General features: G+C 69.8%; 13 protein-coding genes. 12 read left to right on the top strand and 1 reads right to left on the bottom strand.

The features are described from left to right. Positions 1-25 precede the first annotated feature (25 nt). From aat to ACE3OU_RS16065, 12 genes are all read left to right on the top strand, one after another. Positions 26-736 carry a leucyl/phenylalanyl-tRNA--protein transferase gene (gene aat / locus ACE3OU_RS16010; protein WP_374242546.1) on the top strand — a complete coding sequence of 237 codons (711 nt, stop codon included), beginning with the start codon at positions 26-28 and terminating at the stop codon, positions 734-736. 6 nt (positions 737-742) lie between these two features. After that, positions 743-1,483, top strand: coding sequence for an arginyltransferase (locus ACE3OU_RS16015; RefSeq protein ID WP_374242547.1), 741 nt, complete (start codon positions 743-745; stop codon positions 1,481-1,483). A 9-nt stretch (positions 1,484-1,492) separates the two neighbouring features. Then, positions 1,493-1,966 (top strand): hypothetical protein, encoded by a 474-nt coding sequence (locus ACE3OU_RS16020; protein ID WP_374242548.1) that lies wholly within the window; start codon positions 1,493-1,495, stop codon positions 1,964-1,966. 41 nt (positions 1,967-2,007) lie between these two features. Next, positions 2,008-3,021 (top strand): quinone-dependent dihydroorotate dehydrogenase, encoded by a 1,014-nt coding sequence (locus tag ACE3OU_RS16025; protein ID WP_374242549.1) that lies wholly within the window; start codon positions 2,008-2,010, stop codon positions 3,019-3,021. A gap of 99 nt (positions 3,022-3,120) precedes the next feature. Continuing rightward, positions 3,121-3,705: an electron transport complex subunit RsxA gene (gene rsxA, locus ACE3OU_RS16030; RefSeq protein ID WP_374242550.1), complete on the top strand. Its 585-nt coding sequence runs from the start codon at positions 3,121-3,123 to the stop codon at positions 3,703-3,705. A 10-nt stretch (positions 3,706-3,715) separates the two neighbouring features. Beyond that, the gene (rsxB, locus tag ACE3OU_RS16035; protein WP_374242551.1) at positions 3,716-4,267 is read left to right on the top strand and encodes an electron transport complex subunit RsxB; all 552 of its coding nucleotides are present in this window, start codon (positions 3,716-3,718) and stop codon (positions 4,265-4,267) included. Between the two features lies 1 nt (position 4,268). Continuing rightward, positions 4,269-5,972, top strand: coding sequence for an electron transport complex subunit RsxC (gene rsxC, locus ACE3OU_RS16040; RefSeq protein ID WP_374242552.1), 1,704 nt, complete (start codon positions 4,269-4,271; stop codon positions 5,970-5,972). Between the two features lie 14 nt (positions 5,973-5,986). Continuing rightward, on the top strand, positions 5,987-7,009 hold the full coding sequence (locus ACE3OU_RS16045; protein WP_374242553.1) for an RnfABCDGE type electron transport complex subunit D: 1,023 nt from the start codon (positions 5,987-5,989) through the stop codon (positions 7,007-7,009). Between the two features lie 4 nt (positions 7,010-7,013). Then, a complete protein-coding gene (locus ACE3OU_RS16050; RefSeq protein WP_374242554.1) occupies positions 7,014-7,667 on the top strand; it encodes an RnfABCDGE type electron transport complex subunit G in 654 nt (217 codons plus the stop codon). 12 nt (positions 7,668-7,679) lie between these two features. Continuing rightward, positions 7,680-8,378 (top strand): electron transport complex subunit E, encoded by a 699-nt coding sequence (locus ACE3OU_RS16055; RefSeq protein ID WP_374242555.1) that lies wholly within the window; start codon positions 7,680-7,682, stop codon positions 8,376-8,378. A gap of 8 nt (positions 8,379-8,386) precedes the next feature. Then, positions 8,387-9,016 carry an endonuclease III gene (nth, locus tag ACE3OU_RS16060; RefSeq protein WP_374242561.1) on the top strand — a complete coding sequence of 210 codons (630 nt, stop codon included), beginning with the start codon at positions 8,387-8,389 and terminating at the stop codon, positions 9,014-9,016. Between the two features lie 45 nt (positions 9,017-9,061). Then, positions 9,062-9,490 (top strand): DUF1841 family protein, encoded by a 429-nt coding sequence (locus ACE3OU_RS16065; RefSeq protein WP_374242556.1) that lies wholly within the window; start codon positions 9,062-9,064, stop codon positions 9,488-9,490. A gap of 27 nt (positions 9,491-9,517) precedes the next feature. Here ACE3OU_RS16065 and ACE3OU_RS16070 read toward each other — a convergent pair whose 3' ends face one another. Next, on the bottom strand, positions 9,518-10,153 hold the full coding sequence (locus tag ACE3OU_RS16070; RefSeq protein WP_374242557.1) for an excalibur calcium-binding domain-containing protein: 636 nt from the start codon (positions 10,151-10,153) through the stop codon (positions 9,518-9,520). Positions 10,154-10,289 lie beyond the last annotated feature (136 nt).

Genomic DNA, 10,289 nt, shown 5'->3' on the forward strand with positions numbered 1-10,289 from the left:
CCGAGACGTCAGGGCCGATCCGCACATGATCCCCTGGCTCGACGAAACCGCCTCCCCGGCCTTCCCCCCCACGTCCCGCGCGCTGCGGCAGCCCAACGGCCTGCTCGCCGCCGGTGGCCACCTGAGCCCCGAGTGGCTGTTGGCCGCCTACCGGCGTGGCATCTTCCCCTGGTTCAGCGACGGCGAGCCCATCCTGTGGTGGAGCCCCGACCCGCGCATGGTCGTGTTTCCCGACCAGGTCCGGATTACCCGCTCCCTGCGCAAGACCCTGCGCAACCGCCGCTACGAGGTACGCCTCGACCACGACTTCGCGGCAGTGATCCGCGCCTGCGCCGAACCGCGCGAGCCCGGCGGCGGCACCTGGATCACCCCCGCCATCCAGGCCGCCTACCTCCGCATGCACGCGCTCGGCTACGCCCACAGCGTCGAGACCTGGATAGACGGCGAACTGGCCGGCGGGCTCTACGGCATGGCACTGGGGCGTGCCTTCTACGGCGAATCCATGTTCAGCCGGCGCACCGACGCCTCCAAGATCGCCTTTGCCCACCTCGCGCGCTTTCTTGAGCAGCACGATTTCCGCGTGCTAGATTGCCAGATGACGACCCGCCACCTCGAATCCCTGGGCGGCCGGGAGATCCCCCGCGAGGCCTTCGTCCGGATGCTGGGCGAACTGACCCGCGACGAGCGCCCTCCGGCCCGCTGGCCGCAGGACGGAGCCCAAGCCCCCTGGACGTAGCCGCCCATGCTCAAGGACTACCCCTACTCCCTGCTGCAGTTCTACGCCACCGCGCCCTACGCCTGCTCCTACCTGCCCGAGCGCCAGGCGCGCTCCCAGGTCGCCACGCCCAGCCACCTGATCGACACCCCGATCTACAGCGAACTCGTCCGCAACGGCTTCCGGCGCAGCGGCATCTTCTCCTACCGTCCCTACTGCGACGGCTGCCGCGCCTGCGTGCCGGTGCGCATCCCGGTCGCCGACTTCCACCCCAACCGCAGCCAGCGCCGCGCCTGGGCCGCCCACGGCCACCTCGAACCCAAGGAAGTCCCGCTCCGTTTCGTCGAGGAACACTACGCCCTCTACCAGCGCTACCAGGCCAGCCGCCACGCCGGCGGCGGCATGGACGAGGACAACCGCGAGCAGTACGCCCACTTCCTGCTCCAGAGCCACGTGGACACCCGCCTCATCGAGTTCCGCGAGGGCGGCATCCTGCGCATGGTCTGCGTGATCGACTGCCTCACCGACGGCCTCTCCAGCGTCTACACCTTCTACGACCCGGACGTCGCCACCGGCAGCCTGGGCACCTTCGGCATCCTGTGGCAGATCGAAGCCTGCCGCGAGCTGGCGCTGCCCTACCTCTACCTCGGCTACTGGATCCGTGACAGCCGCAAGATGGCCTACAAGGCCCGCTTCCGACCCATCGAAGGGCGCGTCGGCGGCGTCTGGCAAACCCTCGACGACCAGGCCCTCGCGCCCTCCCCCTGACCCGCCACCATGCCTCCACTGTTCCGCGCCCTTGCGCCGGCCGTCCTCGCCCTCTGCACCGCAAGCGCCGTCGCCATGCCCGGCCTGGACGAGTTCGGCAGCGCCCCCCACCGCGACTGGCTCACCGTCTCCGGTCTGTCCCACCACTTCCAGCCCGACCGCCGCGACTGGCGCGAGGTCAACCCCGGCGCCGGCCTCGAGCGCGAATTCACCGGCACCCCGTGGGTCGCCAGCGCGGGCTACTTCCGCAACAGCTACGACCGCCACACCGTGTACGTCGGCGGGCGCTGGATGCCGCTGGCGGCCGGCCCCTTCCGCTTCGGCGCCTTCGGGCTCCTCGCCACCGGCTACCCGTCGCCGGTGCTCGTGCTGCCGGCCGTCAGCGCCCAGGTCGGGCGCGTGGGGGCCAACCTCGTCGCCCTGCCCAACCTGCCGGGCTACAGCGGCTACCTCGGCCTGCAGTTCCGTTTCGCGCTGGATTAATCGCAGAAACAAGACTTTGCCGCGCTGCGGTAGAATGGCGAATGCTCTACGAAATCGCCCGCCCGGTGCTGTTCTCCCTCGATCCGGAGACCGCCCACGAAACCGCCCTCACCGGCCTGCACCTCGCCGGCCGGGTGCTGCCCGCCGCCAAACCGATCGCCGCCACGCCGGTCGAGGTGATGGGGCTGCAGTTCCCCAACCGCATCGGCCTCGCCGCCGGCCTCGACAAGAACGGCGAAGCCATCGACGGCCTCGCCCGCATGGGCTTCGGCTTCCTCGAGATCGGCACCATCACGCCGCGCCCGCAGCCGGGCAACCCCAAGCCGCGCATGTTCCGGCTGCCCGAGGTCAAGGGCATCATCAACCGGATGGGCTTCAACAACCACGGCATCGACGCCCTGATCGGCAACGTCCAGCAGGCCAAGTACCGCGGCATCCTCGGCATCAACATCGGCAAGAACGCCGATACCCCCATCGAGCGCGCCGCCGACGACTACCTGATCTGCCTCGACAAGGCCTACCCGCTGGCGAGCTACATCACCGTCAACATCTCCTCGCCCAACACCAAGAACCTGCGCCAGCTGCAGGGCGAGTCCGAACTCGACGCCCTCCTCGGCCAGCTCAAGGCGCGCCAGGCCCAGCTCGCCGACAAGCACGGGCGCTATGTGCCGATCACCCTCAAGATCGCCCCCGATCTCGACGCCGCCCAGATCACCAACATCGCCGACGCCCTGCGCCGCCACCGCATCGACGCGGTGATCGCCACCAACACCACGCTGGCCCGCGACAAGGTCCAGGGCCTGCCCAACGGCGACCAGCAGGGAGGCCTCTCCGGCGCGCCGCTGTTCGAGGCCTCCACCGCGGTGGTCGCGGCCCTCGCCAAGGCGCTGCAGAACGAGCTGCCCATCATCGCCGCCGGCGGCGTCTTCGACGGGCGCCAGGCCCGCGCCAAGCTCGATGCCGGCGCCAAGCTGGTGCAGGTCTACAGCGGCCTCATCTACCGGGGCCCGGCCCTGGTCCGCGAGGCGGTCCGTGAAACCCGGGACTACCGCTGACGGGCGGCCTCCCCCAATAACCCTGCCGCCCGCGGGCTTGAGCCCCGGCCTGCCGGCGCAGGATAATCCAGGCTTTCGCAGCCCCCGCATCTGGCAACCATGACCAGCTATCTCTTCGTGATCATCGGCGCGGTTCTCGTGAACAACGTCGTCCTGGTCCGCATCCTCGGCCTGTGCCCCTTCATGGGCGTCTCCAAGAAGCTCGAGACGGCCGTCGGCATGGGCGCCGCGACCACCTTCGTGCTCACCCTCGGCTGCGGCACCAGCTACCTCATCGACCACTACGTGCTGATGCCCGCCGGGGTCGAATACCTGCGCACCCTGGCCTTCATCGTCATCATCGCGGCCATCGTCCAGGTCACCGAGCTGGTGATCCAGAAGACCAGCCCGGTGCTGCACCAGGTGCTCGGCATCTACCTGCCCCTCATCACCACCAACTGCGCCGTGCTGGGCATCCCGCTCCTCAACGTCGCGCTGCACCACGACCTGCTCGAATCGCTGCTGTTCGGCTTCGGCAGCTCGGTCGGCTTCTCCCTCGCCCTGGTGCTGTTCGCCGGGATCCGCGAGCGCCTCGACGGCGCCGACGTGCCGGTGAACTTCAAGGGCACCGCCATCGCCATGGTCACCGCCGGCATCATGAGCCTGGCCTTCATGGGCTTCGCCGGCCTCGACAAGTACCACTGAGCCCGCCACCATGCTCACCGCCCTCCTCGTCATGGCCAGCATCGCCGTCGTTCTCGGCGCGGTGCTCGGCTTCGCCTCGATCAAGTTCAAGGTCGAAGGCGACCCCCTGGTCGACCAGATCGACGCCATCCTGCCCCAAACCCAGTGCGGCCAGTGCGGCTTCCCCGGCTGCCGCCCCTACGCCACCGCCATCGCCGGCGGCGAGGCCGAGATCAACCAGTGCCCGCCGGGCGGCGAAGAAGGCATCCGCAAGCTCGCCGACCTCCTCGGCCGCGAGTTCAAGCCCCTGTCCGAAGAGCACGGCGTCGAGAAGCCCAAGTCGGTGGCCGTCATCGACGAGCAGACCTGCATCGGCTGCACCCTGTGCATCCAGGCCTGCCCCGTGGACGCCATCGTCGGCGCCGCCAAGCAGATGCACACCATCGTCGCCGCCGACTGCACCGGCTGCGAGCTGTGCCTCGCCCCCTGCCCCGTCGACTGCATCTCGATGCAGCCCATCGCCGAAACCGTCGACACCTGGAAATGGCGTTACCCGGTCATCGAAATCAAGGCGGCCGCCTGACATGCTGCGCAAACTCTTCAAGTTCCATGGCGGCGTCAAGCCGCAGACCCACAAGGCCGAGTCCACCACCGCGTCGATCGCCCAGGTGCCCCTGCCCGACCGCCTCGTGATCCCGCTCCACCAGGCCGTCGGCGGCCATCCGCGCCCGCTGGTCCAGCCCGGCGAGCGGGTGCTCAAGGGGCAGCGCATCGGCGGTGCCGACGGCAGCCTGTCGTCGGCGGTGCATGCGTCCACCTCCGGCATCGTCCGCGACGTGGCCCCGGCCGTGATGCCCCACACCTCCGGCCTCAGCACCCTGTCGGTGATCATCGAGCCCGACGGCGAGGATCGCTGGGCCGAGCTCGACCGGATCAACTACCGCAGCATCCCCCCCGACGAGCTGCGCGACTTCCTGCGCGACGCCGGCGTGGTCGGCCTCGGCGGCGCCGTCTTCCCCAGCTACGCCAAGCTCAAGCCCGGCAAGGAAGGCCACCTCAAGACCCTGGTGATCAACGGCGCCGAATGTGAGCCCTTCATCACCTGTGACGACCTCCTGATGCGCGAGCGCGCCGGCGACATGCTGAAGGGCATCATCGCCATGCGCCACATCCTGCAGGCCGAGGAGGTGCTGATCGGCATCGAGGACAACAAGCCCGAAGCCGTCGCCGCCGTGCAGGCCGCCATCGCCGCCAGCGGCGAAGCCGGCATCGAGGCCGTCGCGATCCCCACCCGCTACCCGGCGGGCGGCGCCAAGCAGCTGATCCGCGTGCTCACCGGCATCGAGGTGCCCCACGGCCGCCGCTCCACCGACTACGGTGTTCAGTGCTTCAACGTCGGCACCGCCTACAGCATCTTTGAAGCCCTCGAGCTCGGCCGCCCGCTCATCTCGCGCATCGTCACCGTGGCCGGCAACGTCGCCCAGCCGCGCAACTACGAAGTCCTGATCGGCACCCCGATGGACCACGTGGTGCGCCTCGCCGGCCCCCGCGCCGACACCGACCGCTACATCATGGGCGGCCCGATGATGGGCGCCCGCATGCCGTCCTTCGACGTGCCGGTGGTCAAGGCCACCAACTGCATCCTGGTGGGCAGCCCGGCCCTCTTCCCGCCGCCCCCCCCCGAGATGCCCTGCATCCGCTGCGGCGAGTGCGCCAAGGCCTGCCCGGCCGACCTCGCCCCCTTCGAGATGTACTGGTTCTCCCGCTCGAAGAACTTCGGCAAGGCCCAGGAATACCACCTCTTCGACTGCATCGAGTGCGGCTGCTGCAGCTTCGTGTGCCCGTCCCACATCCCGCTGGTCGATTACTTCCGCTTCTCGAAAAGCGAGATCTGGGCCCGCGAGCGTGACAAGTCCGCCGCCGACACCGCCCGCGACCGCTTCGAGTTCAAGAACTTCCGCCAGGAACGCGAGAAGCAGGAAAAAGCCGAGAAGCTCGCCGCCAAGGCCGCCGCCACCCGCGAGAAGGTCGCCGCCGACGCCCCGGCCGCAGCCGGTGCCGGCACGTCCGAGGCGCCCGCCAAGCCATCCGCCGACGACGCCAAGCGCGCCCTGATCGAAGCCGCCATGGAAAAGGCCCGCCAGCAGAAGGCCCAGGCCGCCCCCAAGAACACCGAGGTCGCCGACCCCGCCATCCAGGCCGAGATCGCCGCCATCGACGCCCGCCGCGAAGCCGCCGCCAAGGCCGCCCAGGGCGGCGAGGCCACCCCGCCCGCACCCGGCGCCTGAGCGCCCCGCCACCGATGAACAACTCTCCCTTCGTCCGCAAGGCGGCCAGCGTCCAGAGCGTCATGCTCCAGGTGCTGCTCGCCCTCGTGCCCGGCATCGCCGCCTACGTCTGGTTCTTCGGGGCCGGCATCCTGGTGCAGCTCGCCATCGCCACCGCCGCCGCCCTCGCTGGCGAGGCCGCCATGCTGGCCATCCGCGGCCGGCCCAAGGCGCTGTTCCTCACCGACCTCTCGGCGGTCGTCACCGCCTGGCTGATCGCCCTCAGCTTCCCGCCCATCGTCCCCTGGTGGCTCACCGTCACCGGCACCCTGCTGGCGGTGGTGGTCGTCAAGCAGCTCTACGGCGGCCTCGGCCAGAACCCCTTCAACCCGGCGATGGCCGGCTTCTGCCTGATGATCGTCGCCTACCCGGCGCTGATGTCCCAGTGGCCCGCCGCCGGCCAGCTCGATTTCGGCACCCAGCTGCAGCTCATCTTCGGCGGCCTGCGCGAGGTGGACGCCATCACCGGCGCCACCCCCCTCGACGCCCTGCGCACCGCGCTGCGCAGCGCCGACAACCCCGACTCTCCGCTCCACGGCCTGCGCGCCGCCCAGCTGATGGACGGCCCGGCCTTCGGCTGGCTGGGCGGCAAGGGCGGCGAATGGGTCGCCCTCGGCTACCTCGTCGGTGGCCTGTGGCTGATCCAGCGCCGCATCATCACCTGGCACATCCCGGTCGCCTTCTGCGGCGCCCTGTTCGCCAGCGCCCTCGTGCTGTGGGGCGTGCGCCCCGAAGGCTTCGCCTCGCCGATGTTCCACCTGGCCAGCGGCGGCGCGATGCTCGGCGCCTTCTTCATCCTCACCGATCCGGTCTCCGGCGCCACCACCGCCCGCGGCAAGCTGCTCTTCGCCGCCGGCGCCGGCGTGCTCACCTGGGTGATCCGCAGCTTCGGCGCCTACCCCGACGGGGTCGCCTTCGCCACGCTGCTGATGAACATCTGCGTGCCGCTGATCGACATGAAGACCCAGGCCCCGGTCTTCGGCCACAAGAAGGACTGACGCCATGAGCGAACCCACCGCCCTCGGCCTCTCGGCCCGCACCGGCAGCGTGATGGTTGCCTTCACCATCGTCTTCACCGCACTGATGGCCTTCACCTACGGCGCCACCAAGAACCAGATCGAAGCCTCCGCCACCGAAGAGAAGATGAAGCTCATCTCCGAGGTGCTGCCCCCTTCGAGCTACGACAACACCCTCCTCGACGACTACGTCGAGCTCGGCCCGACCCCCGAACTCGGCCTCGCCGAGGGCGGCCGCGTCTACCGCGCCCGCCGGGCCGGCCAGCCCGCCGCGCTGCTCCTCGAGACCAGCGCCCCCGACGGCTACAGCGGCCGCATCGACCTGATCGTCGCGGTGCGCGCCGATGGCGGCGTCTCCGGCGTGCGTGCCGTCACCCACCGCGAAACCCCCGGCCTCGGCGACTACATCGACCCCAGGAAGGACAAGGACAAGAAAGCCCCCTGGATCCTGCAGTTCACCGGCTTCGACGCCGGCCGGCTGCCGATGCTCAAGGTGAGGAAGGACGGCGGCGAGATCGCCTACCACACCGGCGCCACCATCAGCGCCCGCGCCGTCACCAACGCCGTGGCCCGTGCCGCCCGCTACGCCGCCGACAACCAGAACCGCCTGTTCGCCGCCGCCAGCGGCAGCCGGCCCTGACGGAGCTCCCCCATGGACCTTCAAGCCTATCGCGAGATCGCCTGGAACGGCATCTGGAAGCAGAACACCGGGGTCGTCCAGATCCTCGGCCTGTGCCCCATCCTGGCCATCAGCACCAACATCGTCAACGCCGTCAGCCTCGGCCTCGCCACCATCGTCGTGATGGCGATGTCCAACCTGGTGATCGCCGCGCTGCGCAACTTCATCCCCTACGAGATCCGCATCCCGGTGTTCATCCTGATCATCGCAGCCCTCGTCACGGTGGTCGACCTCGCCTTCAACGCCTACCTCCACGAGCTCTACCTGGTGCTCGGCATCTTCATCCCGCTGATCGTCACCAACTGCATCGTGCTGGCCCGCGTCGAAGCCTTCGCCGCCAAGAACGAGCCCGGCGGCTCGACGGTGGACGGCATCGCGATGGGCATCGGCCTGACCCTGGTGCTGGCGGTGCTCGGCGCCATGCGCGAGGTGGTCGGCAGCGGCACGCTGCTGTCGGGCATCGAGATGATCATCCCCGGCGCCCAGCCCATCGTGCTGTTCGGCGACGGCTACCCGGGCTTCCTGATCGCCATCCTGCCCCCCGGCGCCTTCATCGCCCTGGGCTGCCTGATCGCCGGCCGCAACTGGATCGAGGCCCGCAAGCAGGCCCGCCTCCGCGCCAACCCGCCGGCAACGCCCACCGAACCCGCCGCCCCCGCCGAGCCCGCCTGATGGCCGACATGCGCCTCGCCGCGGTGGCCGAAGCGTTCCGCCGCCTCCGCGACGCCAACCCCCACCCCACCACCGAGCTGGAATACGCCAGCCCCTTCCAGCTGCTGGTGGCGGTGGTGCTGTCGGCCCAGGCCACCGACAAGGGCGTCAACATCGCCACCCGCAAGCTCTTCGCCGTCGCCCCGACCCCCGAGGCCATGATGGACCTGGGCGAAGCCGGCATCGCCGAACACATCAAGACCATCGGCCTGTTCCGCAACAAGGCCAAGAACACCGCGCAGCTCTCCCGCCAGCTCATCGAACGCCACGGCGGCGAGGTACCCAACGACCGCGAAGCCCTCGAAGCCCTCCCCGGCGTCGGCCGCAAGACCGCCAACGTGGTGCTCAACACCATCTTCGGCGAGCCGACGATGGCCGTCGACACCCACATCTTCCGCCTCGCCAACCGCACCGGCCTCGCCCCCGGCAAGGACGTGCTCGAAGTCGAGAAGCGCCTGCTCCGCCGCATCCCCAGGGAATACCTGCGCGACGCCCACCACTGGCTGATCCTCCACGGCCGCTACGTCTGCGTCGCCCGCAAGCCCAGGTGTGGCGAATGCCTCATCCGCGACCTGTGCCTCTACAAGGACAAGGGCTGAGGCCGGCGCCCCCGCACAACCTCCCCACTCCCCACGCCCCGAAAAATGTTCGACCCCTCCCGCGACCAGGCCCGCCAGTTCTTCGTCGGTGCCTGGCAAAAGCACAAGAACCGTGAAGTCCTGACCCAGCTCGAGATCATCGCCGCCGATCTCGTCGCCCACCACCCGGAATACCTCGCCCTGCTCGAAGACCCGGACGGCGTGCACAAGGACTTCAGCCCCGAGGACGGGCAGATCAACCCCTTCCTGCACCTCTCCCTGCACCTGGCCATCGAGGAGCAGCTCTCCATCAACCAGCCCCCCGGCCTCCGCGAAGCCTTCGAGCAATGCCAGGCCCGCCACGGCGACCGCCACGCGGCCCTGCACGACGTGCTCGAAGCCCTCGGCGAGACCATCTGGCGCGCCCAGCGCGACAAGGCTCCCCTCGACGCCCTCGCCTACGTCGAAGCCGTGCGCCGCAAGGCCGCCGGCTGACGCCTTGGCGCCCAGGGGCCGCCAGCCCTAATTACACAGCTGACGCTCGCAGGGGACGCCGTCGCCGTCCCCGTCCATCTGGGTGCCCGGGCAGTTCCTCAAAAAGTACGTGGCCTCATCGCAGGAATTCATCTGCGAGCAGTGGGTCCGCCCGTCACAGCGGTAGATGCCCGCCCCGGGCGCGGCCTGCGCCCTGGGCATCACGGCCTGCGCTATCGGCGGCGCCTGGGACACCACCACCGCGGGCGCCGGCAGCACCTCCCTGGGCATCTGCGCCTGGGGTGCCGGCCGCCCGGCCGCCTGCACCATGGCCAGCAGCGGCGGCGCAAAACGGTGGCCCAACGCCCCGATCGCCACCACCCCCACCAGCAACGCCAGCCGCTCCAGCCACGAGCCCGCCCAGCCCGCCCGCGGCGGCGCCTTGCGGCTACTGCCCGCCGCCCGCTGCCCCGGCCGCCGGACCCGCAGCGCCTTCTTCCGGCCGTCGGCCCCCACCCCGATCTCGAAGCTCAGCCGCTCCCCCGGCCGCGGCACCGCCCCCTTGCACACCAGGTCGGACACATGCACGAAGAGATCCTGCCCCCCGCCGGAGAGCGGCGTGATGAAACCGAAGCCCCGCTCCTTGTCCCAGCTCTTCAGCACCCCCTCGATCCGGATCTCCATACCTCGCCCATGTGCCATCGAAATTGAAGGCTATGTCACCGTTGCCTGTGGAACCGTACCCCCTGCAATCTGTCTGAATATACAGTTTTGCTGCAATCAGGAGGGTGGCGATGAAACCGCTTGATTTCAAACATAT

The sequence above is a fragment of the Zoogloea sp. genome (assembly GCF_041908905.1).
Taxonomy (GTDB): Bacteria; Pseudomonadota; Gammaproteobacteria; order Burkholderiales; family Rhodocyclaceae; genus Zoogloea.

Excerpts from the sequence above, each read along its gene's own strand:
- nth (WP_374242561.1), top strand. The coding sequence starts at position 8,387 with ATGCGCCTCGCCGCGGTGGCCGAAGCGTTCCGCCGCCTCCGCGACGCC.
- rsxC (WP_374242552.1), top strand. The coding sequence starts at position 4,269 with ATGCTGCGCAAACTCTTCAAGTTCCATGGCGGCGTCAAGCCGCAGACC.
- ACE3OU_RS16015 (WP_374242547.1), top strand. The coding sequence starts at position 743 with ATGCTCAAGGACTACCCCTACTCCCTGCTGCAGTTCTACGCCACCGCG.
- rsxB (WP_374242551.1), top strand. The coding sequence starts at position 3,716 with ATGCTCACCGCCCTCCTCGTCATGGCCAGCATCGCCGTCGTTCTCGGC.
- ACE3OU_RS16070 (WP_374242557.1), bottom strand. The coding sequence starts at position 10,153 with ATGGAGATCCGGATCGAGGGGGTGCTGAAGAGCTGGGACAAGGAGCGG.
- ACE3OU_RS16020 (WP_374242548.1), top strand. The coding sequence starts at position 1,493 with ATGCCTCCACTGTTCCGCGCCCTTGCGCCGGCCGTCCTCGCCCTCTGC.
- ACE3OU_RS16045 (WP_374242553.1), top strand. The coding sequence starts at position 5,987 with ATGAACAACTCTCCCTTCGTCCGCAAGGCGGCCAGCGTCCAGAGCGTC.
- rsxA (WP_374242550.1), top strand. The coding sequence starts at position 3,121 with ATGACCAGCTATCTCTTCGTGATCATCGGCGCGGTTCTCGTGAACAAC.
- ACE3OU_RS16050 (WP_374242554.1), top strand. The coding sequence starts at position 7,014 with ATGAGCGAACCCACCGCCCTCGGCCTCTCGGCCCGCACCGGCAGCGTG.
- aat (WP_374242546.1), top strand. The coding sequence starts at position 26 with ATGATCCCCTGGCTCGACGAAACCGCCTCCCCGGCCTTCCCCCCCACG.
- ACE3OU_RS16065 (WP_374242556.1), top strand. The coding sequence starts at position 9,062 with ATGTTCGACCCCTCCCGCGACCAGGCCCGCCAGTTCTTCGTCGGTGCC.
- ACE3OU_RS16025 (WP_374242549.1), top strand. The coding sequence starts at position 2,008 with ATGCTCTACGAAATCGCCCGCCCGGTGCTGTTCTCCCTCGATCCGGAG.
- ACE3OU_RS16055 (WP_374242555.1), top strand. The coding sequence starts at position 7,680 with ATGGACCTTCAAGCCTATCGCGAGATCGCCTGGAACGGCATCTGGAAG.